We start from the raw sequence: 25743 nt of genomic DNA, 5'->3' as shown, positions 1-25743 counted from the left end.
TTATTTAGAGTCCTTCTATATTAGTTTACAATAAGCTATTTATGATTTTATTAAGGGTCAAGCCTTCTGCTTCAGCTTTGTAGTTCTTGAGCAATCTATGCCCTAGTATTCCCTGCGCCACGGCTTGTACATCTTCAATATCTGGTGAATATTTACCATTTATAGCTGCGTGAGTTTTAGCAGCAAGAATTAAATTTTGAGATGCTCGTGGGCCTGCTCCCCAATCAATATAATCTTTTACGAGTTGCGGAGCTTCTTGAGAATCTGGTCTGGTTTTTCCTACCAAAGCAACTGCGTATTCAATTACATTATCAGCCACAGGAATCCTACGAATTAACTCTTGATAAGTCACAATTTCTTCCGCAGAAAACAAAGAATTAGTAATCACATTATTATTTGCAGTTGTAGCTTTTACAATAGCAACTTCTTCTTCATAAGAAGGATATGCTAAATTAATAGCAAACATAAAGCGGTCTAATTGAGCTTCGGGTAATGGGTAAGTCCCCTCCTGCTCTATAGGGTTTTGAGTAGCTAATACAAAGTATGGCTTATCTAAAGGATATTGCTTACCTGCAACTGTAACTGCCTTCTCCTGCATTGCTTCAAGTAAAGCTGCCTGTGTTTTAGGAGGCGTTCGATTTATCTCATCTGCAAGAATAATATTTGCAAAAACAGGCCCCTTTAAAAACTTAAAATTACGAGACTCATCTAAAATTTCTGCTCCTACAATATCACTGGGCATTAAGTCTGGCGTAAACTGTATACGCTTAAAATCTAGACCTAAAGCTTGAGCAATGGTATTTACCATCAAGGTTTTTGCGAGTCCCGGCACTCCTATTAAGAGTGCATGACCACCAGAGAATATTGAAATTATAATTTGATCAACAACATCGTCCTGACCAATAATTACTCGTGATATTTCCTTTTTTAAATCCTTATAACGGGTGACCAGTGCATCAATCGCTTTGGCGTCTGACATAAATTAATTTTTTAACCAGTTGCTACTATACTCGCAATTTCTGTAATCTCCGTTTAATTTAATATAGGTTTCAGCAATTTTTTCATCTTGCCATTTTTCAATAGCTTTTATACGCTTAGCCTGTAAAGCAAAGTTTTTGATCTTCACATAGTCTATAGCAAAATCTGCCTCATGCTCTTCGATTCTATCTGAAACCGTGTAGATCTCATAACGAGTTTTACCGGTACGAGTAGGATTATTAAAGGCTATAGAAATATCACCTTCTTTTAAATTTTGAACTTTAGGATACAATTCTGGAGGTAAGTTTTTAAGCTCAAACATACGGTCTTGAGTCACCGGGTTTATCATAATACCTCCGTCGCTAGCGGTTTCTTTTTCATCAGAAAATTCTTTTGCAGCTTCAGCAAACGTAATTTCACCAGCTTCAATACGCGTTTTCAATTTTTGAATTTTGTCTTTTGCAGCATTTTCTGCTTCAGGTGTTACTTTAGGTATTCTGAGTATGTGTCGTAAATCAATTTTCTGACCGCGAATTTTTTCCACCTTAATGATATGATAACCAAATTCAGTTTCAAATGGCTTACTCACTTCTCCTTCTTGAAGACTAAAAGCTACATCTCTAAATTCTTTTACAAATTGAGATTTACGATCTACATCCTTTATCAAACCACCATCACCACGAGTAGACTCATCTTCAGACCAAAGTACTGCTTTTGTAGCAAAGCTACTTCCGTTATCTACAATATCAGTACGGTAACCGTTAAGTTGCTCTATTACTTTATCTTTTTCCTCTTGAGGTACCTCAGGTATAATTTGAATTTTTGAAATTTCTAACTCTACCCCAAACTGCGGCAAACCATCTTCTTCTAATTGCTTGTAGTATGATCTAATTTCTTCCGGAGTTACTTCAATCTCTTCAACAATTGTTTGTTGCATGGCTTTAGCCAACTCCTGATTTCTATTTAAATCAAAAAGCTCTTTTTTAAGATCACTCATTTTTTCCTTACGGTAAAACTTAAGCACCTTCTCTTCAGAACCTAATTGATTAGTAAAATAATCTATTTGCTGTTGGGTATATGAACGCACTTGATCTTCGTTAATGGTAACACTATCTACAACAGCGTGATGTGCATAAAGCTTATCTTCCATAAGCTTATCTATAACTTTACAGTTAGAAAGATCCTGACCTTCAACTTCCTGCTGCTTCAAAGACTCTATAGCTTGCTGTATATCGCTCTCTAAAATCACATACTCTCCTACAACAGCCGCAACACCATCTACCTTAAACGTAGTACCAGTAGTTAAAGGCTTATCATCAGCCTGAGCTGTTTCTTCTTTAACACTAGTATCTATGATTTCTTGTGCATTTAATCCTGCACTTACACCACAAAAGACAAGTAGTGTAAAAGCTTTAGTTATAAAGTTCAAATTGTTTGTTTTTAATTGCATCCTTAGTAATATCCTTTTCTAATTGTTTAATCAATTCTAATTTTCTTCGGTTGAGAAGAATTTGTTTCACCGTTGGCAAAACATAGCTTAATGGTGCGTCATCATTGCGATCGAGACGATCTTTTATAGCGATCAAATATAATCCTAATGAATCACGCAGTTGTAAAAAATCAGTTTTATTTAATAAGCGGCTACTGTTATCAATTGTCACCGGAGGTATTTTAGCAATCACTTTATCAAGACTAACCCAAGTACTATCGTTCAAGTACTGTGCCTTAAACTGTACAGAAATTGAATCTAAATATCTTTTATCCTCATTATCAAATCGGGTAAACCTTTTTTTTATTTCGTCTATATTATAATCTGTATCATTCATCTCAAGAAATCTAAACTTGAGTAAAGATTCATTAAGCTTAAAATTTTCTTTGTTCTCATCATAGAAGAGTGAAGCTTCAGCATCTGTAATTGTACTATCTAAACTACGTGCAACCAGAGCATCTTTATAAGCTTGAGCATATAAATCGAGTTCATATTGATCTACCAGTTTATTCAATCTATCTTGTTCTTCCAACGTGATATTCCGTTGTGCATTATTCATCAATAGTCGCTGAGTAGCCCATCGATTTATATAACTGTTTACGATTGTTGTACTATCATCTGCATTCATATCAGATGTAACCAGCTTTGCAATATCTTCTTTATACAAATAATGGTCTCCCACACGAGCTACAGGAACACCTACAGGAGCCTTAGACCCAAGTAAATCACAAGACACCAGTAAGACCGACATCAGAGCAACTAGCAAATACTTTAAGGTGTTTGACATAAATGATTTTACTTTCAGCTTTAAGAACACGTTAAAGACGGCTCTCTTTACTTAATGTTGCATAAACTTTAAGATTTGCAAAATTACATATAATATAGGAGAATTAAGACTCGCTGATAGTTCAGACTTCTTCAAGTATTTTTAAAATTTAAATTCTAAGCAAACTAATATGCAATAACTTTAAAAACCTGAATTATAAGCTATGCAATACACTAAAAAAATTATTATAGATGTGCCTCTCAAGGAAACGGTAGCGCTTATGGACAACCTTCAAAATTTAAAAAAATGGCAAAAAGGTCTTAAAGAAGCTAAAGTTATTCAAGGTAAATTTGGAGAAAAAGGTGCTAAAACAGAATTAAAATATGACTTCGGAAGGCGCAAAATGACTTTAATCGAAACAATTCTAGAAACAGACGTGCCGCATTCCCTAGTAGCGGAGTACACTACAAAGAATATTTATAACATACAGCGAAACACTTTTCAAGCCACACAGGACGGAAAAACAATCTGGATCTCTGAAAGTGAATTTAAGTTTGGAGGTTTTGCTATGAATACAATTGGTTTTCTAATGTCTGGAGCATTTAAAAAGCAGTCTCTAAAATATATGCGAGACTTTAAGACCTTTGCAGAAAACCACTAAGAAATCATAAGTTAGTTTAAATTGGCACACTCATTGAATTAGAATAAATGGAAAAGAAAATAAAACTCATTTGGGATTTCAGAGGACCTGATGCTCAAAAAATTGCAGAGCATCACGAGATTCACCTAACCGATTATAAAAAAGCTAATAATCTTAATAAAAGTGCAACTGGTGTAGAAATCAAGAGTCCTTTGTATACCATAGCTTATTTAACGGTGTTACAAAGTGAAATGCCTGCAGTAAGAGATGCTTTAAAACCACATCGGGGAGAATTTTGTGATTGAGAAGGCTTTATAACCCTTTATTTAAAGTTGACGTTAAAAAAATACTTTGATAGCTCAAGTGCTTTTTTATCTTTGCCCGTAATTTTTTAGAAAATTTAAATCATTAAGTAGAATTAATTGCCTGTTCAAAAAGGCTAAACAAAAAACAAATGAAGAAATTATTTTTACCTGTAGTAGCTTTTTTAATAAGTTTTACAGCGCTTGCACAATCTAAAGTAGGAACAATAGACAGCGATCTTGTTATCTCTAGTCTTAACGAAGTAGCACAAGTGCAAAAAGATCTCGAAACTTATGGAGCTGATCTTGACAAACAATTTAAAGACCTAGTTGCCAAATACCAAGCATCAGTAAAGGCATATCAAGATGTTGAAGCAACTGCTTCAGAAGAGGATAAAAAAGCTAAGCAAGAAGAAATTGTAGGTATGGAACAAGATCTTCAACGTTTTAGACAAAATTCTCAAGGTCTTATTCAAATTAAACAAAACGAACTGATGCAGCCTTTGTACCAAAAAGTTGGTCAAGCTTTAAATGAAGTTGCTCAAGAACAAAACTATTCTCAAGTACTCACTTTAAATGCAGGAGTGGCTTATTTTGATCCTGCTTTAGACCTTACTCAGGCAGTAGCAGATAAATTAGGAGTAACATTAAAGCAACCTGAAGAACAAACAGGAAACTAACACCGCATACCTGTTATAAAAAAAAGGGGAGCCGCTTGGCTCCCTTTTTTTTATATAATTCTAAGACTATCTACTGTAATTAGGAGACTCTTTAGTAATGGTAACATCATGTGGATGACTTTCGTGGATACCACTAGAAGTGATTTTTACAAAACGTCCATTTTCTTTTAAGGTATTAATGTCTTTAGCTCCACAGTATCCCATACCTGCACGTAAACCACCTATAAACTGATGTACACTTTCGTACAACTCTCCTTTATAGGGAACACGACCTACAATACCTTCTGGTACTAATTTTTTGATATCATCTTCTACATCCTGAAAATAACGATCTTTAGATCCTGTTTTCATTGCTTCAACAGAACCCATGCCGCGATAGGTTTTATATTTTCTCCCTTCGTAAATGATAGTTTCTCCTGGAGATTCTTTAGTACCTGCTAAAAGTGAACCAAGCATTACACAGTCTGCTCCTGCTGCGATAGCTTTAGGAATATCTCCTGTATATCTAATACCACCATCTGCTATAACTGGCACCCCTGTTCCTTTTAAAGCTGCTCCAACTTCAAGAACTGCACTAAATTGTGGGAATCCTACACCAGCAACAACTCGAGTTGTACAAATAGAACCGGGACCAATACCTACTTTTACAGCATCTGCACCAGCTTCAACTAAATATTTTGCAGCATCTGCCGTTGCGATGTTTCCTACTACAACATCTAATTCCGGAAATTTACTTTTTACAGCTTTTAAAACTTTTACCACACCTTGTGTATGGCCGTGAGCAGTATCTATAACAACTGCATCAACTCCTGCATTTACTAATGCTTCTACACGCTCTACAGCATCTCCAGTAACCCCTACAGCAGCAGCAACACGCAAACGACCATAGGTATCCTTATTAGCAATTGGTTTCTGGGTTAATTTAGTTATATCTCTAAAAGTAATTAAACCTATTAGCTTATTATCATCTGTAACTACAGGAAGTTTTTCAATTTTATTCTCTTGAAGAATTACTTCTGCTTGTCCTAAAGAGGTTCCTTCGGCAGTAGTAATTAAATTTTCTGAAGTCATCACTTCTATGATTGCACGCTCATTGTCTTTCTCAAAACGCAAATCTCTATTGGTAACAATTCCTTCTAAATGACCATCACTATCTACAATTGGTATTCCCCCAATGCTATGCTCAGCCATCAGGCGCTTAGCATCTTTTACCTTAGCATCAGACTTTAGCGTAACAGGGTCGATGATCATACCACTTTCTGCACGTTTTACACGACGAACCTTCACCGCTTGCTGAGCAATGGTCATATTTTTGTGTAACACACCAATTCCTCCCTCTCGAGCTATGGCAATTGCCATACTTGATTCAGTAACGGTATCCATCGCTGCAGATACAATAGGAACATTAAGTGTTATATTTCTTGAAAATTTAGACTGAATATTAACTTCGCGAGGAAGTACTTCTGAATAAGCAGGAACTAAGAGTACGTCATCGTAGGTAAGACCTTCTCCAAGTATTTTTGTTTCGTGTGCTGTCATTGCAATTAGGATTTAATTGCGTGCAAATATACTGCTAAAATCTCAGAATCTTTCGTATTAATTGTTTAAAAAGAAGTAACCCAAAATATTTAACTTAGTGATAATATTCAAATATTCGGGTTGCTTCATTGTGCGCAGACTCAAAACTCATAGGTCTAATTCCTGATTCTGCTTTAACGGAATTAAAATACGAAAGCATTTTTTCGGTAGGCATATTGCCGGTAAGTTCGTCTTTTGCCATGGGGCAACCACCAAAACCCTGAATGGCACCATCAAAACGTCTGCAACCTGCTTTATAGGCGGCGTCTACTTTCTCAAACCATTTTTGAGGTGTCGTATGTAAATGTGCACCAAATTCAACGTGGGGATATTTTGGAATCAAATTCTTAAACAAATAGTCTATAGTTTCAGCATCAGAAGTTCCCACGGTATCTGAGAGCGACAGGATCGAAACACCCATATTAGCTAATTTTTCGGTCCACTCCCCTACTATTTCCACATTCCAGGGATCACCGTAAGGATTACCAAAACCCATAGAAATATAGGTGACTACTTTTTTTTGGTGTTTATCGGCTACTTCTAAAATGGCTTTTAGAAGCTCTACAGATTCTGCAATAGTTTTGTGCGTATTCCGCATCTGAAAGTTTTCAGATATACTGAAGGGATAGCCTAAATAGTTAATTTGAGCATGCTTAACCGCATCTTCAGCTCCTCTTAGATTCGCAATAATTGCAAGAAGTTTGGTTTGGGTTCTGGAAAGATCCAATAAATCCAATACCTGAGCGGTATCAACCATCTGTGGGATGGCCTTGGGAGAAACAAAACTCCCAAAATCAATTGTGTCAAAACCACAGCGCAAAAGCGATTGAATATATTGCGCTTTTTGAGCAGTAGGTATAAATTCTTTTATACCCTGCATAGCATCACGCGGACATTCTATGATTTTAAGAGCCTGACTCATCAATATGTTTTAGCAAAATTAAAGATACAATTAAAGATGTGAGTTTGTGATCGAAGTACTCTTAGTCTTTTAAAACAGGTAGTGCAAATGTAAAAGTTGAGCCTTTACCCACTCTGCTAGTTGCGGTGATTTCTCCGCCAGCTTTTTTTGCTATTTCCTGACAAAGTATAAGACCTATACCGTTACCAGATTCATTAGCTGTGCCTTCTACAGTATAACGCTCCTTATTAACCAAAACTTTTTCGATCTTATCTTGAGCCATACCCACACCTGTATCTGAAACATGAATATAATAATAGTTGTCTTTTTCTTCTGTATTAAAGGTTATAACACCTCCTCTCGGTGTGAATTTTATTGCATTGTTCAGTAAATTTCTCATCACAACTTGCACTACCTGAGGATCTGCTTTAATCGTAGCATCATCAGTTATATTACAATTTATCTTGATGTTTTTACCTTTAATAAACACTAACTCGTTATTGTATAAATTCTCAATAAAGGACTTTAAATTAATCTTTTTAGAAATAAACTTAAATCCATCCATTTGAGATTTTGCCCAGATCAATACATGTTCTAAAAGATAATGCAGACTTAGAGATTGCCCTTTTAATTCTTCAGCTAATTTTTGCAATTCTTCAGAAGTAAAACTATCAAGATTAGCTTGGAGCATATTAGTACTGCTTAATATAGCAGCAACAGGACTCTTAACATCGTGAGCTACAATGGAAAAAAACTTATTCTTCTCACTATTTATTGTTGTCAGATTACGATTAAACTCATTAAGAACGCTTTGCTTTTCTTTTAAAATCACATTATTTTTAGCCTTAAGATTATACATCCCGTATAAAATTAAAACCATTACCAAAAGTAAAAATATAAATATGGCGATCCCCCAAATTCCATAGCGTTGATTTTTGATTTGCATCGCCTGGATTTCTGCATCTGTTTTAAGCAGTTTATTTTCAAACTCACGCTCTTCAGTTTCAAACTTCACTTTAATATTTTGAAGTATTGCAGTTTGCTCGCGGTTATGAATCTCATTATTTAATTGAATATACTTTTTGGCATAAATGAGAGCTTCAGTAGTATTGTCTTTTGCTTCAAAAACTTTTTGCTTTGCCTTATAGAACTCAAGTGTCACATACTGATCGTGTAAATTTTCGATTTGAGATTGTAAATTCTGAAGAACATCTTCAGCTTCTTCAACTTTACCAAGTGCTAATAAAGCCTGAGATTTATAAGATTTAGATAAAATTTCAAATTGAATAGGTATTTCTGGTTGAGCAATAGCATAGTTGAGACTTGCAATAGCTGTCTCGTATTGATTTAGAAAATACTGAGCAGTTCCTAAATTGAAATAAGTTACTGCAACTATCCTGTTTTCTTTATCATTTTTGATTTGATCTATTGCCTTTTTAGCATAGTAAAGTGAGCTGTCATATAGCTTTTTTTCTCTATAGACCCCACTCATATTGGTGATTAATTTAGTGTATAAATTAACCTGTTTAAGACTGTCTATGTGGTTTAATGCTTCTTGAAAATTATCTAGTGCAGAGTCGTAATCCCGTAAATAAAAATCAAGAGCACCCAAATTGGAGTAAGTTTCAGCAAGACCAACACTATCTTCTACTTTTTTAAAAATAGGAAGTGCTTTTTGAAATTCTACAATCGCTTCAGGATATTTTGACTGGAATACATAATAGGTTCCTTTCCGATTATAACTGGTGGCAGAGGCAGATTCATTCTTAACAGCCTCAGCAATCGTTATAGCTTTATCTATATAAAATAGTGCGGAATCCGGTTTAAAATATAAATATTCATATCCCAGACGCTGATACAAATAGCTCTTTAAAGAATCATTTTTAGTTTGAGAGATTTTCTGTTTTAAGGAGTCAATTGTCGGAGTCTGAGCGTGTATTCCCAAAGTAAGAAATAAAAAATATACTCCACAAAAATGCAGAATAATTCGTCTGTGTAAAAAGGTAAAAAATATCACAAGAATTATACTACTTTGGTCTTATAATTAATAGGTTAAATCTAATAAAAGTTCTTTGAACTAATTAACTCGTTTTAAAATTTCCTTATTAATATTTTTTATTAGAGATGGACCTTCGTATATAAACCCAGTGTATAGCTGAACTAAGCTTGCTCCGGCTTCTAATTTTTCAATCGCATCTTTTGGACTATGAATTCCTCCCACACCAATTATCGGGAAAGATTTGTTGCTATTTTTAGACAAAAACCGAATTACATCTGTAGCTCGCTTTCTTAAAGGTTTTCCGCTTAAACCACCTATTTCCTCTTTATTTTCAGAAGACAACCCTGTTCGACTTATAGTGGTGTTGGTAGCTATAACACCAGCAATTTTAGTGGTATTCACAATATCTATAATATCCAGAAGCTGGTCATCAGTAAGATCTGGAGCAATTTTGAGTAGAATTGGTTTTTCTTTTGCTGCTCGAGCTCTGTTTAATCTCTGTAAACCACTTAACAGATTAGTCAAAGGTTCTTTATCTTGAAGTTCGCGTAAGTTGGGTGTATTGGGCGAACTTACATTGACCACAAAATAATCTACATGATCATATAAAGCCTCAAAGCAAATCTTATAATCATTGAATGCTTCGTCATTAGGCGTTACCTTGTTTTTACCAATATTTCCACCTATCAGAACGTTTTTATTTTTTTTTAAACGCTCTACAGCTGTATCAACTCCACCATTATTAAAACCCATTCTATTAATAATAGCCTGATCTTCTTTTAATCTGAATAAACGCTTTTTAGGATTACCGGGTTGCGGTTTTGGTGTTAAGGTCCCTATCTCTACAAAACCAAATCCCAACTGAGAAAGTTCGTTATACAGTTTTGCATCTTTATCAAAGCCTGCCGCAAGACCTACCGGATTTTTAAATTTCAGCCCAAAAACTTCACGCTCAAGTCTTTTATCTTTGACTTCAAATGCAGGTTTTAATACGTTTAAAAGTCCGGTTTTACTCAACAACCGAATGCTTTTAAAACTAAAATGATGCACCCCTTCAGGGTCAAACTTAAAAAGTAAAGGTCGTAAAATTGATTTGTACATAAGGCTGATTAATGTGCTGTAAAAGTAAGTTTATGTCTTGCAACTCAAAAGAAAAGCTATAATTAAAAATATTATAAAATTTAGTATCAGCCTTTGAATCTTTAGGCATAACAGTACCTTTGACCTCAAAATTTATAATGATTATTCAATACCCTTGCATATGATAGAAAAAGACTCAATAATAAGCCGTTTTGTTAATTATGTGACGATTGACACACAAAGTGACGAGAACAGCTCTTCTACACCCAGCACTCAAAAACAATGGGATCTTGCCAGAAAATTACATCAAGAATTGATAGAATTTGGACTTAAAGATGCTACAATAGACGATAACGGCTATATCATGGCAACCTTACCGGCAACGGTAAATACTGTTTTGCCGCCTATAGGGTTTATTGCTCATTATGATACAACGCCAGACTTTACCGGAACCGATGTGAAACCTCAAATTATTGAAAAATATGAGGGAGGAGATATTGTCCTGAATGAAGATCTAGATATTATTCTTTCTCCGGATGACTTTGAAGACCTATTGGCTTACAAAGGTCAAACCTTAATTACCACAGACGGAACAACGCTTCTTGGAGCTGATGATAAAGCGGGAATTACAGAAATTATGGAAGCCATAAAATATCTGATCAATCATCCTGAAATCAAACATGGCCCCATCAGAATAGGTTTTACTCCAGATGAAGAAATAGGTCGTGGCGCACACAAATTCGATGTGGAAAAATTTGGTGCTGAATGGGCATATACAATGGACGGAAGCCAAATAGGCGAACTAGAATTTGAGAATTTTAATGCAGCCAGTGTAAAAGTTTTTGTTAAAGGAAAAAGCGTACATCCTGGTTATGCTAAAGGTAAAATGATAAACAGCATCCATATTGCGCAAGATTTTATCAGCTCATTACCACGTCTGGAAACTCCGGAGCATACTTCTGGGAGAGAGGGTTTTTTTCATTTAAATGGAATTCACGGCGATGTTGAAGAAACCGTTTTGGAATATATTTTAAGAGACCACAACAAAGAGCATTTTGAAGCGAGAAAAGAAGTACTCAACAATCTTGCTCTGGAAATCAATAGTCAATACGGGTTAGAGCTTGTAACACTTGAAATTAAAGATCAATACTTTAATATGCGTGAAAAAATAGAGCCTGTAATGCATATTGTAGAACTTGCTGAAAAAGCGATGCGCGCTGTAGACGTAAAACCTATTATAAAGCCCATACGGGGCGGTACAGATGGTTCACAGCTTTCATTTATGGGACTTCCCTGTCCTAATATCTTTGCCGGTGGTCATAATTTCCACGGAAGGTTTGAATATGTTCCTGTTGAAAGTATGATCAAGGCTACTGAAGTTATTATCAAAATAGCCGAACTGGCAGCTAAAAAATAAATCCCTTTTATCAAGCAACCTATTTATTAGAAAAGCATCTTAGTTAAAATCATAAATTCTATTTCACTTTTAATTTTAAAATTTTGAACAACAAATTCTATTATTTAAAATCGTTTTTACTCCTATTTATTTTAACACTTTTCATTTCTTGCAGTGACGACGACAATAACGAATCTGAAGCCGAAGCTTATACTCGAAATCAACAAGAGTTAGAAGCATATATAGAAGCTAATGATCTGAATGTTGAAAAATCTAATTCAGGTTTATACTATATAATTACAACCGAAGGTGAAGGTGCTACACCCACCACTAGTTCTGATGTAACCGTAAAATATAAAGGTTATTTTCTGGACGGCACTGTATTTGACCAAGCTACTACAGAAGTTGAATTTAATTTAGGTCAAGTAATACCGGGGTTTAGAGAAGGTATTTCTTATATGCAAGAAGGTGGATCTGCCACCTTACTAATGCCTGCAAGATTAGCTTACGGTTCAAGAGGAAGCGGACCTATACCTCCAAACACGGCTATAGCATTTGACATAGAGCTTATCGCAACTGAATAAGTAATACTATTTTAAAAGAAAAAAAGGAGCGACTAATTAGTCGCTCCTTTTTTCTTTTAATTCATTTTTCTAATGAAAAACTACTTCTCGAAGGCTTTAAGCGTTTTAGTTATAATCGCAACACAATCAAGCAACTGCTCTTCATTCATTACCAGTGGAGGAGCAAAACGAATGATATTTCCATGAGTAGGTTTTGCTAGTAGTCCGTTTTCTTTAAGTGCTACACAAATATCCCATGCTGTACTGCTATCTTCAGAATCATTAATCACAATAGCATTAATTAATCCACGTCCTCTTACTAACTTCACAATATTGCTTCCATCAATAAATTCATTGAGTTTAGCTCTGAAAAGCGATCCTAAAACACGTGCATTCTGAGCAAGTTTTTCATCTTTTACAACATCTAAAGCAGCCATAGCAACAGCTCCCGCAACAGGATTTCCTCCAAAAGTAGAACCATGCTGACCCGGTTTAATTACATTCATAACAGCATCATCAGCAAGCACAGCAGAAACAGGATAAGCACCTCCAGATAAAGCCTTTCCTAAAATTAAAATATCTGGTCTCGTATAAGTCTCCTGACGCTCGCAATGAGCTTCACAAGTACAATTTCCGCAGACTGCTAGTAAAGCTCCAGTACGCGCAATACCAGTTTGAATTTCATCAGCGATAAACAGCACATTGTGTTCTTCACATAAAGCCTTCGATTTTTTGATAAAATCATCAGCCGGAGTATAAACCCCTGCTTCACCTTGTATAGGCTCTACTAAAAATCCTGCAACATTGTTATTTTCGATCAATGCTCGTTCTAAAGCTTTAGGATCATCATAAGGTATTTTAATAAATCCCGGTGTGTATGGGCCAAAGTTCTTACGAGCATCCTCATCGTTAGAAAATGAAATAATCGTTGTGGTTCTTCCGTGAAAATTATTTTCACAAACAATGATTTGTGCATCGTGCTCTGCAACGCCTTTTTCCTCATAAGCCCATTTACGTGCAATTTTTATAGCTGTTTCTACAGCTTCTGCACCGGTATTCATCGGTAATAGCTTGTCAAACTTAAAATAGTCTGTCGCATACTCTTCATAGCGCCCCAATATATCATTGTGAAATGCTCGAGAAGTAAGCGTTAATACTTCGGCTTGTTTAGTCATTGCTCCCACAATTGCAGGATGACAGTGACCTTGGTTTACTGCAGAATATGCAGATAAAAAGTCATAATACTTCTTATCTTCAACATCCCATACGTATACACCTTCACCACGTTTTAAAACCACGGGAAGTGGGTGATAATTGTGTGCACCGTGCTTGTCCTCAAGAGCGATTGCTTCTTGCGAAGTGAGTTGTTTTACAGTAGTCATTTTGTAATTTTTTAAGGTAATCTTTATACGATTCCTACTTAAGATGCTTTTATAAATCAGCTCTTTACGATTCTATTATTATCTATTAAACAAAAGAAATGTATAAGTCTGAAATTTAAATCTTATGAAGCAGATTTAGAACATCCTCAACAGGAGAGAAATCATCCCGGTTAAGCGCTTGCAAAATACTAAAATTAGAGGACAACTCCATTAAATTCAACAGCATCAGCTTTATTCAAATTGACTTTAAATAAAGAAGCTTCCCCTCAAAATTGAACTCAATAATACTTCTAGCTAGTCCGTTGAAATAATCGTCTTATTTATTCTATTTTTGCGGCGTGTCAAGAAGAAAGAAAACAAGAAAAGTTTTTACTGATGTGCAGGTAATTGATGCCGGCGCAAAAGGAAAAGCTATAGCTAAAGCGCCTGATGGACGTGTTATTTTTATCAATAATGCGGTACCGGGTGACATCGTAGATGTACAAACTCAAAAACAACGCAAGGCGTATTATGAAGGTACAGCGATAAAAATCAATAAATATTCTCCTAAACGTACCGAACCAGAATGCCAGCATTTTGGCACTTGTGGTGGTTGTAAATGGCAGAATATGCATTACGATTACCAGTTGGAATACAAACAACGCGAAGTTGTAAACAACCTGAAACGTCTGGGCAAAATTGAACTTCCTGAAATCACTCCCATTAGCGGCAGTAAAGAGATTTACTTTTATCGTAATAAGATGGAATTTTCATTTAGCGACAGCAAATGGCTTACACTAAAGCAGATTCAAAGTGATGAGATCATTGAAGATCGAAATGCTTTAGGTTTTCATATCCCGGGGATGTGGGATAAGATCTTAGATATTGACAAATGTTGGTTGCAGCGCGACCCCAGTAACGCGATACGTAATGGCGTTAAAGAATTTGCTACAAAAAACAACATACCCTTTTTCAACACACGCAATCAGGAAGGCTTACTTCGCACACTAATGATACGCACGAGCAGTATTGGTGAATTGATGGTTTTGATTCAGTTTTTTAAAGAAGAAAAACAACAGCGCGAGTTGGTTCTAAACTATCTAAAAGAAACCTTCCCTGAGATAACTTCGCTTCTTTATGTTATAAATGAAAAAGGAAATGATACCATTTATGATCAGGATGTAATTTGCTACGCTGGTAGGGATCATATTTTTGAAGAAATGGAAGGTCTTAAGTTTAAGATCAATGCCAAATCATTCTACCAAACTAATTCTGAGCAAGCATACGAACTATATAAAATCACACGGGATTTTGCCGGATTAACGGGAGAAGAAACTGTTTTTGACCTGTATACCGGCACCGGAACTATTGCGCAATTTGTTGCCAGACAGGCCAAAAAGGTTATTGGTGTTGAAGCGGTTCCTGATGCGATTACCGCAGCTAAAGCCAATGCGCAATTAAACGGCATAGAAAACGTTGAGTTCTACGTAGGTGATATGAAAAATGTATTTAACGATGCATTTATCTCTCAACACGGACAACCAGATGTTATAATTACAGACCCTCCACGTGATGGAATGCATAAAGATGTCGTTGCTCAATTGATAAAAATTAAAGCTGATCGTATTGTATATGTAAGTTGTAACAGCGCAACACAAGCAAGAGATCTGGCACTGTTAGATGAATTATATAAAGTAGAACGCATACAACCCGTTGATATGTTCCCGCAGACGCATCACGTTGAAAATGTGGTTTTATTAAAACTGAAATAAGCCCCATGTTTAAAAACTGGATTTTGTTAATGCTTGCCGTATTGTTACTCTCCCTTTCTTGTGAGCGTGATGATATTTGTGCAACCAGCACCCCTACTACTCCATTATTAACAATTGGCTTTTTGGATGTGGACAATTTCAATGAAACAAAATCATTAAATATTAATATATACAAGCCCGATCTTTCAGACAGCATCGTATACACCAACGCATCTACTATAGAAGTTCCTTTGCGTACAGACACTACAGCTACGGTTTTAGTTTTTGTAAAAAATCCGAATAATTTAGTAGCAACAGAAGATCCTAATAATGCAGACACAGTGACGTTTAATTATACGCCACAGGAAGAATTTATAAGTTCTGCTTGTGGATATCGCGTAATCTATACGAATCTTAGCATTCAAAATAATCCAGGCTCAGATGGTCGCTGGATAGACGACTTAACTTTTACAACCAGAACTATTTCAGATGAAGACACCACACAGGTTTTTATTAGTCACTAGTTTTGCGCTCTTGAGTTTTCTCAACATTGAGGCTCAAAAAGAAGACCGGGGCATTGAGGTTCAAAAACCTTTAGAAGAAGTAGCCGCTGATACTGTAGCGCCTAAACCAAAAATCAATAAATACGGTTTACGGGTAGGCATAGATCTTAGCAAACCGCTACGCAGTTTTCTCGATGATACTTATCAAGGCTTTGCTATCGTAGGAGATTTTAGGATCAAAGATCGGTATTACTTAGCTGCAGAAATAGGTACAGAGTCAAAGGAATTTGATGATGCTAACTATTTTGCTAAAACTCAGGGAAGTTATATTAAAGCAGGTTTTAATTACAATGCTTATAACAATTGGGTGGGAATGTCTAATATGATCTATGTAGGGTTACATGCTGGGTTCTCGACCTTTAATCAAGATCTGGATAGTTATACCATTTATACCACTAATTCATTTTTTGATCCCAATTTACGCACCGTTTCCCGCAACTATTCAAATTTAAATTTGACTTGGTTAGAATTGCAAATGGGATTACAGGTTGAACTTTTCAACAATCTATATATGGGTCTCAATGTGCAGCTGAAACGTATGATCACTCAAAAAGAACCCGACGGTTTCACAAACTTATATGCGCCAGGTTATAACAAAGTAACCTTTGACAATGTTTACGGTGCGGGTTATGGCTACACAATATCCTATTTGATCCCTCTCTTTAAGAAGTAAATATGGGATTTCGCGCTCGCGTAAATAGCATTAATAACTTCATAAAAAGACCAAACGATATACCATTTTCTATATCTACTTGGGAAAAGTTTAAATTCCTCATTTCTGGAATTATATATGACTTTATAGTAGCATTCATTTTTGTGATTTTGATCTCTATTTTAGAGCCATTAATGACACCTTATGAAAATATACTAAATAGCGAATTGTATTCGTTCTGGAAGTCCATTTTACTAATCACTATCCTTCCTCCACTCCTTGAAGAATTGATCTTTAGATTTCCTTTAAAGTATAAACGCAATTATGTTTTTCGGTTCATAGCATATCTCTTTAAAAGTGATTTTTCTGGTTTTTGGAGAAAGCATCTACGCATTATTGTCTATCTATTTTCAGCAACTTTTGGTTTTATCCATTTGAGTAATTATAATAATGTTGATTTAGTTTTCTTTATGCTGGCGCCAATTATTGTGGGAGCACAACTTTTCGCTGGAATTATTTTTAGTTTTTTTAGACTAAAAATGGGGTTTGTTTGGGCGCTTTTGGGACATTTTAGTCATAACTTTATTTTAATTATGATGTCCTTTATGTTTTTTCATAATGTAGAAAGAAGCCTCTTGGATGATGATGAGGTTAAGATTGAAGCAACAGGTATTGCTTTTAAACTGGATAACCCAACTCGCTTAACTATAGACTCTCTTCAAAATGGAAACATACTCTGTCTGGATGCTCAAAATTACAGTCTGCAAAAATTGCTTGACGAACTTTATCGCACAGACACTTTAAGGATTAGAGATAATGATCAACTTAACCTAAAGCTTTATAGTAAAAAAGAAGAAGGATACGCTAAAGATCAGCTGCTTGAGGTTTTAAAAGAATTTTACACTTTTAAAAAAGTAACTGATTCTATTTCAAAAAATGAATAAGGCTGACTCACTTTAGTATCTTTAGCCAATTTTATAAATTACATCTACATAAGGTTATTTACCGCAATGATTAAAGAAATTAGCAGCACGCAAAATCCCACTATAAAAATCCTGGTAGCCTTGCAAGACAAAGCACGCGAGCGTCGAAAAAGTGGTGAATTTCTTATTGAAGGTGTTCGCGAAATCAATCTTGCCCTCCAAGCTGGTTTTGAGTTGACACGTATTCTATTTTGTTATGCTATAGCAAATGCTGAAGAATTGCAATTGCTTCAATCTAAACTGGATAAAAATGTAGCGCAAATTGCGATTACAGAAGAAGTCTATAAAAAAATAGCGTACCGATCAGGAACAGAAGGAATTGTCGCTTCCGCGAAAGCGAAACAAAATCAACTAACTGATTTACTATTACCCAAAAATCCATTAATTCTTATTGCGGAAGCACCTGAGAAACCGGGGAATATAGGAGCACTGTTGCGAACTGCAGATGCGGCAGGAGTTGATGCTTTTATTCTTGCCAACCCGCGTACAGATCTTTATAATCCAAATATTATACGGTCTAGTGTAGGTGGTGTTTTTACTATGCAAATTGCCACTGGTGAAACCGAAGAAGTCTTGACCTTCTTAAAAGAAAAAAACATCAGTATTTATGCGGCTATCTTACAAGAAGCTATTTCTTATGAGAAGCAAGATTTTACCGGCTCCACAGCAATAGTCATGGGAACAGAAGCAGACGGACTCTCAGAAGAATGGCGCAAACAATCAACGCAAAATATCATCATTCCGATGCAAGGAAAAATTGACTCCATGAACGTTTCGGTTGCTGCATCAATATTGATTTTTGAAGCCCGTAGACAACGTGGTTTTAAAGAATAAAACACCATACTATGACCCCAACACTCGTTTTTTATATCATCATTGGCTTTATCGGCATCAGTTTTATAATAGATCAAATTCTAGACGCTTTAAATGCAAAACATTTTGATGATCCTATTCCTCAGGAATTGGCTGATGTTTATGATGAAGAAAGCTATCGCAAATCACAAGACTATAAGAAAGTAAATGCAAAATTCTCAACACTGACCTCGAGTTTTATGCTTGTAGTAACTTTAGCTTTTTTCTTAGCTGATGGCTTTGCATTTTTAGATAATTTAGCGCGATCCGTAAGTTCAAACGAGATCATGGTTGGTCTTATTTTTTTTGGGATCATCATGATTGGTTCTGATATTCTTACAACCCCCTTTAGCTATTACAAAACTTTTGTTATTGAAGAACGCTTCAGTTTTAACAAGTCAACTCCCACCCTCTTTTTTGTAGATAAGCTAAAAGGTTGGTTGATGACCATTATTGTCGGCGGTGGTTTACTCGCTTTGGTAATCTGGTTTTATCAGTATAGCGGGGATTTTTTCTGGCTATATGCCTGGATCGTTTTTGCTGTTTTTGCGGTAGTTGTGAACATGTTCTATGCAAAACTTATCGTGCCGCTTTTCAATAAGCAACAACCTCTCGAAGAAGGCTCCCTTCGCGAAAAAATTGAGAATTACGCTGCTGCTGTAGGTTTTAAACTGAATAATATTTTTGTGATTGACGGCTCTAAACGCAGCACAAAAGCAAATGCTTATTTTTCAGGGTTTGGTACAGAAAAAAGAATCACACTTTACGACACTTTAATTAACGATCTAGAGGAAGAAGAAATTGTTGCGGTATTGGCACATGAAGTAGGTCATTACCAAAAGAACCACATTATCATCAACTTAGTCACTTCAATTTTACTTACCGGTTTTACACTTTGGTTATTAGGTATTTTTATAAGTATGCCCATATTTTCTGAAGCATTAGGCGTAACCCAGCCTAGTTTCCACATCGGGTTGATTGCCTTTGGAATACTATACACACCAATCTCTGGAGTTACAGGATTTTTAATGAGCTTACTATCGCGTAAATTTGAATATCAAGCAGATAATTATGCTAAAGACACGTATGCAGGCGAACCTCTAATACGTTCACTTAAAAAACTTTCTCGCAATAGCCTTAGCAATTTAACTCCGCATACGCTCTACGTAAAATTGCATTATTCTCACCCAACCTTATTGCAGCGCTATCGTAATCTAAAAGGGCTTCGTTGAGAGTTAAGTTGATTTTAGATCTTTATTTTTTTTCAAAATCTATTTCTAAACAGAAGCTGCATTTACATTTGCTTTTTTAGGATATAGTTGTACTTTTAAATTATGACTACGGTTGATATAGAAAAAGAAAATAAAGAGCTTACAAGGCGCTATAAAGAATTGTTACGCATAAGTTACCGCACGCTTTCTGATGATGATAAAAAAATGATCAGAAAAGCTTTTGAGGTGGCTGTAGATGCGCATAAAGATCAGCGTCGTAAATCTGGTGAAGCCTATGTTTTTCACCCACTAGCTGTAGCACGTATTGTTGCCAGTGAGATTGGTATGGATGCGACTTCTATTGCCGCCGCCCTCTTGCACGATGTTGTAGAAGACACCTCGTATACGCTTGAAGATCTGGAAGAATTATTTGGACCAACCGTAGCGCGTATTGTTGACGGTCTTACTAAAATCTCTAATTTAAAGAAGCATCGGGATGTTTCTTTACAGGCAGAAAATTTTAGAAAAATGTTGCTTACCATAAACGATGACGTTAGGGTAATCATCATTAAGATTGCAGACCGTTTGCATAATATGCAAACGATGGATTCTATGCGGCCAGATAAGCAAGTAAAGATCGCTAGTGAAACGCTCTATATCTATGCGCCCCTTGCGCACCGTATAGGTCTTTATAACATTAAAACAGAGCTTGAAGATCTTGGTCTAAAGTACACCGAACCTGAAGTGTTTAAAGACATTTCGCGTAAGATGAAAGAGACTAAAGAGCAGCAAGATCAATATATTGAAGAGTTTACAAAAGCTGTTGAACAATCGCTGGACAAAGAGATTCTGGATTATGAAATAAAAGGCAGACCTAAATCTATTTACAGCATACGCCGAAAAATGCTCAAACAGAATATTCCGTTTGACGAGGTGTATGACAAATTTGCAATTAGGATTATTTACAAGGCTGCTCCTGAAAGCGAGAAATTTTTAGCCTGGAAAATTTACTCCATAGTTACAGACCATTTTAGACCCAACCCTACAAGACTGCGTGACTGGATTTCCTCTCCTAAATCTACAGGATACGAAGCCTTGCACATTACAGTTATGGGACTCAGAGGACGTTGGGTTGAAGTTCAAATTCGTTCTGACCGAATGAATGAGATTGCCGAGAAAGGTTATGCGGCGCATTATAAATACAAACAAGGTTCATCTAACGAGACAGAAGAAGATCAAACTTTAGATCAATGGCTGAACCGTTTACAAGAAGCTTTAGAAAATAATGAGACCAATGCGGTAGATTTTGTTGAGCAGTTTAAACTGAATCTTTACAATAAAGAGATTTTTGTCTTTACACCTCAAGGAGAATTAAAATCACTTCCTAAAGCTGCAACACCTTTAGATTTTGCATTCAGTATTCATACTGAAGTTGGTATGCACACTCGCGGAGCACGTGTTAACGGGAAACTAGTGCCTTTGAGTCATGAACTTAAAAGTGGTGATCAGGTAGAGATCATTACTTCAGAACACGCTAAACCCAATAATAACTGGTTAGATTATGCCACAACAGCGCGTGCGCGTTCTAAAATTAAATCTTCATTAAAAGACGAGAAGAAAACTATTGCAGAAGACGGGAAGATTATCCTTACACGAAAATTGCGCTCTCAAAAGATCAGTCTTGATGAGAATGTGATTAACGAAATGGTTATCTATTTTAAATTAAAAACCAGTCTGGATTTATTTTACCGCGTTGGGATAGGTACAATAGATAACAAGATGATAAAAGAATATGCCACTTCTCGTAGCAATGCTTTTGTTACCTTTTTTAAAAATAAAATACGCAAAGCTCCCGTAGCGGAGCATGTAAATAAAGATGAGATTACCGAAAAGTATGATCTTTTGGTTTTTGGCAAAGACGAGCAAAAATTAGATTATACTTTAGCACAATGCTGTAACCCTATTCCGGGTGATAAGGTTTTTGGGTTCACAACAGTTTCAGAAGGCATAAAAGTACATAAACAGAACTGCCCCAATTCAATCTCCTTACAAAGCAATTACGCTTACAGAATTATTCCTGCTAAATGGATAGATTCATCAGCACAGGAATTTAAAGCAGACTTAGAATTAACCGGCATCGATACCCTTGGGCTTGTTAATCATGTTACCCGCGAGATTTCAGAACATATGCACGTAAATATGCGCAATCTGAATTTCACAACAAACGATGGTGTTTTTAAAGGAAATATTACCGTCATTGTTCAAAACAAAGAGCATTTACGCAGGCTTATAGAAAACTTAAAAAAAATAAACGGTATCGACAAAGTCATACGCCTGTAAATACGTAACTTTGCACCCTCTATTATGGTACCTAAAGCAACAATAAATAAAGATCAAGAAGTCGTAAAGAACGTCTTCACTAAGTTTCTAGAAGAGAACGGTCATCGTAAAACTCCTGAGCGCTATGCGATTTTGCAGGAGATTTATAATTACAAAGACCACTTTGATATAGAGACTTTATACATCAGCATGAAGAATAAAAAATATCGGGTTAGTAGAGCTACGCTTTACAATACGATAGAACTTCTACTGGCGTGTGGCCTTGTACGCAAACACCAGTTTGGGCAAAATCAATCTCAATATGAGAAGTCTTATTTTGACAAACAGCACGATCACGTAATTTTAACTGATACCGGTGAGGTTATAGAATTTTGCGATCCACGAATTCAATCTATTAAAAAGACCATTGAAGAGGTTTTTAATATAGAGATCAACAAACACTCCCTTTATTTTTACGGTACCCGCAAAGAGAATTCAACAAAAAACACAACCGAAGACAATAACTCATAAATGGCAGTAGATTTACTTCTAGGTCTCCAGTGGGGAGACGAGGGTAAGGGCAAAATCGTAGATGTTCTTACTAAAGACTATGATATTATAGCCCGTTTTCAAGGTGGGCCTAACGCGGGTCACACGCTTGAATTTGATGGTATTAAACACGTATTACATACAATTCCTTCAGGTATTTTTCACGAAAACGCGATCAACTTAGTTGGTAACGGTGTTGTGATTGATCCGGTTATCTTTAAAAAGGAATTAGATAATCTTGCCCAGTTTAAGCTAAACATCAGAGAAAAATTACTTATTTCTCGTAAAGCACATTTAATTTTACCTACACACCGTCTTCTTGATGCAGCTTCTGAAGCTTCAAAAGGAAAGGCAAAAATCGGTTCTACCTTAAAAGGAATCGGTCCTACTTATATGGACAAAACCGGTCGTAACGGGATTCGTGTAGGAGACCTTGAACTTGCAGACTGGAAAGATCGCTATGCTTCTCTTAGAGATAAGCATATTGATATGATTGATTTCTACGATGCCAAAATCGAGTTTGATCTTAAAGAATTAGAATCTGAATTTTTTAAAGCTGTTGAAGTTTTAAAATCATTGACTTTTATTGATTCTGAAGAATATTTATATCAGGCACAACAAGCCGGAAAATCAATCTTAGCAGAAGGTGCACAAGGATCTCTTCTTGATATTGATTTTGGTACATATCCTTTTGTAACTTCTTCAAATACTACTGCTGCCGGTGCTTGTACTGGTCTGGGAGTTGCTCCTAATCAAATAGGAGATGTATTTGGTATTTTTAAAGCGTATACAACACGTGTGGGTTCTGGCCCATTCCCTACAGAGCTTTTTGATGAAATTGGTGAAACTATGGGACGCGTTGGTAACGAGTTTGGAGCCACTACAGGTAGGCCGCGGCGTTGCGGTTGGTTAGACCTTGTAGCTCTTAAATATGCAGTACGTGTAAACGGTGTCACTCAATTAATGATGATGAAAGGTGATGTTTTAAGCGGTTTTGACACTCTTAAGATCTGTACGCAATACAAATACAAGGGTGAAGTTATAGATCACTTACCATACAATATTGAGCCTGAAAACGTAGAGCCAATTTATTCAGAAATGAAAGGCTGGGAAGAAGATCTTACTAAAATGAAAGGTGATGACCAATTACCTAAAGAGCTCAACGCTTACATTGAATTTTTAGAAAAAGAATTGAATGTGCCTATTAAAATTGTTTCTGTTGGTCCAGACCGCACACAAACAATCCATAGATAGTCTGAAATTTTTATTGAAATATTTAAAACCCGAAGCAAAATGCTGCGGGTTTTTTTATGCTTTATTTCTGAATAAATTATCATTCCTTAAGCTCTTAACGCGTACATTTATAAAGCTTAACAACAATTAACTATGAAACTTTTTCAGTGCTCAAACTGCAACAATCCTGTCTATTTTGAAAACACTTCTTGTGAAAAATGTGGTAATGGATTAGGCTATCTTCATGAAGATGAAAAAATCATTTCGTTCCCAATAAATAGCCTTCCGGTTGCTAACCCCGTAAATAAAGGACAAGCTCTGCTGTATTGTGCTAATTATGAGCTAGACGCCTGCAATTGGTTGGTTATAGCAGAAGGTGAAAACACGTATTGTGAAGCTTGCAGCACCAATCATATGATTCCAGATTTGAGTTATCCTGAAAATAAACTCGACTGGCAAAAAATTGAAGCAGCAAAGCGCCGGTTATTTTATAGTTTACACAAGTTGAAACTTCCGATAAAATTCATCATAGACGATGCTCCTTTTAACCTCTCCTTCGATTTTTTAGCTTCAGACCCTAATGATCCTAACAGTGTTAAGACTGGTCATAATAACGGACTCATAACCTTAAACATTCAGGAAGCAAATGCTGCTCACAGAGAATACATTAAAGAACAACTTTCTGAACGCTATCGTACTTTGTTAGGCCATTTCAGACATGAAGTTGGTCACTTTTATTGGGATGTTTTGATAAAAAATAATCCGCAGAACTTGAAAGAATTCAGAGCGCTTTTCGGTGACGACCGAGAAGATTATGGTGAAGCGTTACAAAAACATTATAAAAACGGAGCCCCAGATAATTGGCGAGATAATTACATCAGCAGTTATGCCACCATGCACGCCTGGGAAGATTGGGCAGAAACCTGGGCACATTACTTACATTTAATGGACGTGCTTGAGACTTCGTTTAATTTCGGTCTTACACTAGACCCTGAAATTTCAAAAGTTCCCAACCTGAGGGTTGCTTGTGATTTTGATCCATATGATGGTGCAGATATGCGTAAGATCATTAAGCACTACTTACCACTCACCTACTCGATCAATTCGCTAAACAGAAGTATGGGCCACGCAGATGCTTATCCCTTTATTTTGTCAGAACCCGTGATCAAAAAGTTAAACTTCATTCATAAAGTTGTGCATTTATAAGTGTGAGGCTTCCTTGCAAAGCATTAATTTTAAGCTTAAAAGTGCTTAACTATGTATGAAGTAGAACTTACGGCTCGTCTTAAAAATTATGATCAAACCCGAGAGATAATTCAGAAATTGAATCCTATTTCTCAGTTTCAGTTGGACTACGATGATCGCTATTTTGATAAGAACAATAAGCTAACAGCAGAAGATCAGGAGTTTCGCTTGCGCACTAAAACCAATTTAGATTCCGGCGAATCTAAACATTATTTAACTTTTAAAGACAAACCTTTTGATAAGGTCACACGTTCTAAACCTGAATACGAAACCATCGTTTTAGATCATCACAATTCTGAGCAAATACTGTTTCACTTAGGATATACAAAAACCGCTCACTACACAAAGCACTGTGAAGTTTTCAACCTAAATTATGAGAGCGCTACTGTTGAAATTGCGCTTGTTCAATTTGATGAACTGCAAGATTCTTTTATAGAGATCGAAACTACAACTGCTAAACATTCGGAAACTGATGCACTTTTTGAAAAACTCTATCGCTTACTGGCAGACTTAGAACTCTCTGAAGATGACCTAACCGAAGATTTTTATATTGAAATGATAAAAGAAGCGCAATCGGTTTAAAAATAATAGCTTTCATTTTTGACTAAAGGGAATACTTTAACCGCTGCTTTTTCCGTTATATTTGCATCAA

General features: G+C 36.0%; 24 protein-coding genes. 16 read left to right on the top strand and 8 right to left on the bottom strand.

Annotated features, from left to right (window positions below):
• Window positions 1–25: 25 nt before the first annotated feature.
• From DSM03_RS11495 to DSM03_RS11485, 3 genes are read right to left on the bottom strand one after another with little or no spacing between them, the layout of a single operon-like run.
• Complete coding sequence (locus DSM03_RS11495) at window positions 26–979, bottom strand: AAA family ATPase (protein ID WP_128760660.1); 954 nt, start codon at window positions 977–979, stop codon at window positions 26–28.
• Between the two features lie 3 nt (window positions 980–982).
• Window positions 983–2407 carry a peptidylprolyl isomerase gene (locus DSM03_RS11490; protein ID WP_236638773.1) on the bottom strand — a complete coding sequence of 475 codons (1425 nt, stop codon included), beginning with the start codon at window positions 2405–2407 and terminating at the stop codon, window positions 983–985.
• Window positions 2391–3254, bottom strand: coding sequence for a peptidyl-prolyl cis-trans isomerase (locus DSM03_RS11485; protein WP_128760658.1), 864 nt, complete (start codon window positions 3252–3254; stop codon window positions 2391–2393). Before DSM03_RS11485 ends, DSM03_RS11490 begins: the two co-directional genes overlap by 17 nt.
• Before the next feature lie 202 nt (window positions 3255–3456).
• On the opposite strand from DSM03_RS11485, the gene DSM03_RS11480 reads away from it, so the two are divergent.
• From DSM03_RS11480 to DSM03_RS11470, 3 genes are all read left to right on the top strand, one after another.
• A complete protein-coding gene (locus DSM03_RS11480; RefSeq protein WP_128760657.1) occupies window positions 3457–3894 on the top strand; it encodes an SRPBCC family protein in 438 nt (145 codons plus the stop codon).
• Window positions 3895–3941: 47 nt separating this feature from the next.
• Window positions 3942–4178 (top strand): hypothetical protein, encoded by a 237-nt coding sequence (locus tag DSM03_RS11475; RefSeq protein WP_128760656.1) that lies wholly within the window; start codon window positions 3942–3944, stop codon window positions 4176–4178.
• 149 nt (window positions 4179–4327) lie between these two features.
• On the top strand, window positions 4328–4855 hold the full coding sequence (locus DSM03_RS11470; RefSeq protein ID WP_128760655.1) for an OmpH/Skp family outer membrane protein: 528 nt from the start codon (window positions 4328–4330) through the stop codon (window positions 4853–4855).
• Window positions 4856–4921: 66 nt separating this feature from the next.
• Here DSM03_RS11470 and guaB read toward each other — a convergent pair whose 3' ends face one another.
• The 4 genes from guaB to DSM03_RS11450 form a co-directional block, all read right to left on the bottom strand.
• Complete coding sequence (gene guaB, locus DSM03_RS11465) at window positions 4922–6394, bottom strand: IMP dehydrogenase (protein WP_128760654.1); 1473 nt, start codon at window positions 6392–6394, stop codon at window positions 4922–4924.
• A 94-nt stretch (window positions 6395–6488) separates the two neighbouring features.
• The gene (locus tag DSM03_RS11460; protein WP_128760653.1) at window positions 6489–7355 is read right to left on the bottom strand and encodes a hydroxymethylglutaryl-CoA lyase; all 867 of its coding nucleotides are present in this window, start codon (window positions 7353–7355) and stop codon (window positions 6489–6491) included.
• Window positions 7356–7416: 61 nt separating this feature from the next.
• On the bottom strand, window positions 7417–9279 hold the full coding sequence (locus DSM03_RS11455) for a tetratricopeptide repeat protein (RefSeq protein WP_128760652.1): 1863 nt from the start codon (window positions 9277–9279) through the stop codon (window positions 7417–7419).
• A gap of 132 nt (window positions 9280–9411) precedes the next feature.
• Window positions 9412–10434 (bottom strand): quinone-dependent dihydroorotate dehydrogenase, encoded by a 1023-nt coding sequence (locus tag DSM03_RS11450; RefSeq protein ID WP_128760651.1) that lies wholly within the window; start codon window positions 10432–10434, stop codon window positions 9412–9414.
• A gap of 160 nt (window positions 10435–10594) precedes the next feature.
• Here DSM03_RS11450 and pepT point away from each other — a divergent pair, with 160 nt between their 5' ends.
• Both pepT and DSM03_RS11440 read left to right on the top strand, forming a co-directional pair.
• A complete protein-coding gene (gene pepT, locus DSM03_RS11445) occupies window positions 10595–11830 on the top strand; it encodes a peptidase T (protein WP_128760650.1) in 1236 nt (411 codons plus the stop codon).
• A gap of 83 nt (window positions 11831–11913) precedes the next feature.
• Window positions 11914–12393 (top strand): FKBP-type peptidyl-prolyl cis-trans isomerase, encoded by a 480-nt coding sequence (locus tag DSM03_RS11440; protein WP_128760649.1) that lies wholly within the window; start codon window positions 11914–11916, stop codon window positions 12391–12393.
• A gap of 80 nt (window positions 12394–12473) precedes the next feature.
• Here the strand turns inward: DSM03_RS11440 and rocD are convergent, their stop codons facing one another.
• On the bottom strand, window positions 12474–13754 hold the full coding sequence (gene rocD / locus DSM03_RS11435) for an ornithine--oxo-acid transaminase (protein WP_128760648.1): 1281 nt from the start codon (window positions 13752–13754) through the stop codon (window positions 12474–12476).
• Window positions 13755–14092: 338 nt separating this feature from the next.
• Between rocD and rlmD the strand changes: the two genes are divergently transcribed.
• The 11 genes from rlmD (at window position 14093) to DSM03_RS11380 (ending at window position 25673) form a co-directional block, all read left to right on the top strand.
• The gene (gene rlmD / locus DSM03_RS11430) at window positions 14093–15505 is read left to right on the top strand and encodes a 23S rRNA (uracil(1939)-C(5))-methyltransferase RlmD (RefSeq protein WP_128760647.1); all 1413 of its coding nucleotides are present in this window, start codon (window positions 14093–14095) and stop codon (window positions 15503–15505) included.
• Between the two features lie 5 nt (window positions 15506–15510).
• On the top strand, window positions 15511–16008 hold the full coding sequence (locus DSM03_RS11425; protein WP_128760646.1) for a DUF6452 family protein: 498 nt from the start codon (window positions 15511–15513) through the stop codon (window positions 16006–16008).
• The gene (locus DSM03_RS11420) at window positions 15974–16720 is read left to right on the top strand and encodes a DUF6048 family protein (RefSeq protein ID WP_128760645.1); all 747 of its coding nucleotides are present in this window, start codon (window positions 15974–15976) and stop codon (window positions 16718–16720) included. Before DSM03_RS11425 ends, DSM03_RS11420 begins: the two co-directional genes overlap by 35 nt.
• A gap of 2 nt (window positions 16721–16722) precedes the next feature.
• Window positions 16723–17643, top strand: coding sequence for a CPBP family glutamic-type intramembrane protease (locus tag DSM03_RS11415; protein ID WP_128760644.1), 921 nt, complete (start codon window positions 16723–16725; stop codon window positions 17641–17643).
• Between the two features lie 66 nt (window positions 17644–17709).
• The gene (locus DSM03_RS11410; RefSeq protein WP_128760643.1) at window positions 17710–18516 is read left to right on the top strand and encodes a TrmH family RNA methyltransferase; all 807 of its coding nucleotides are present in this window, start codon (window positions 17710–17712) and stop codon (window positions 18514–18516) included.
• A gap of 11 nt (window positions 18517–18527) precedes the next feature.
• Window positions 18528–19766, top strand: a complete 1239-nt coding sequence (locus DSM03_RS11405) for a M48 family metallopeptidase (protein WP_128760642.1) — start codon at window positions 18528–18530, stop codon at window positions 19764–19766.
• A 102-nt stretch (window positions 19767–19868) separates the two neighbouring features.
• Window positions 19869–22085: a RelA/SpoT family protein gene (locus DSM03_RS11400; protein ID WP_128760641.1), complete on the top strand. Its 2217-nt coding sequence runs from the start codon at window positions 19869–19871 to the stop codon at window positions 22083–22085.
• A gap of 24 nt (window positions 22086–22109) precedes the next feature.
• Window positions 22110–22595 carry a Fur family transcriptional regulator gene (locus tag DSM03_RS11395; RefSeq protein WP_128760640.1) on the top strand — a complete coding sequence of 162 codons (486 nt, stop codon included), beginning with the start codon at window positions 22110–22112 and terminating at the stop codon, window positions 22593–22595.
• Complete coding sequence (locus DSM03_RS11390) at window positions 22596–23867, top strand: adenylosuccinate synthase (RefSeq protein ID WP_128760639.1); 1272 nt, start codon at window positions 22596–22598, stop codon at window positions 23865–23867.
• 132 nt (window positions 23868–23999) lie between these two features.
• Window positions 24000–25052 (top strand): zinc-binding metallopeptidase family protein, encoded by a 1053-nt coding sequence (locus DSM03_RS11385; RefSeq protein ID WP_128760638.1) that lies wholly within the window; start codon window positions 24000–24002, stop codon window positions 25050–25052.
• 51 nt (window positions 25053–25103) lie between these two features.
• Entirely contained in the window at window positions 25104–25673 is a 570-nt protein-coding gene (locus tag DSM03_RS11380; RefSeq protein ID WP_128760637.1) for a class IV adenylate cyclase, read from the top strand.
• Window positions 25674–25743: the final 70 nt, after the last annotated feature.

It is taken from the genome of Leeuwenhoekiella aestuarii (genome assembly GCF_004104055.1).
GTDB classification, from domain to species: Bacteria; Bacteroidota; Bacteroidia; order Flavobacteriales; family Flavobacteriaceae; genus Leeuwenhoekiella; species Leeuwenhoekiella aestuarii.
This window is presented reverse-complemented; position numbering and strand designations above follow the sequence as displayed.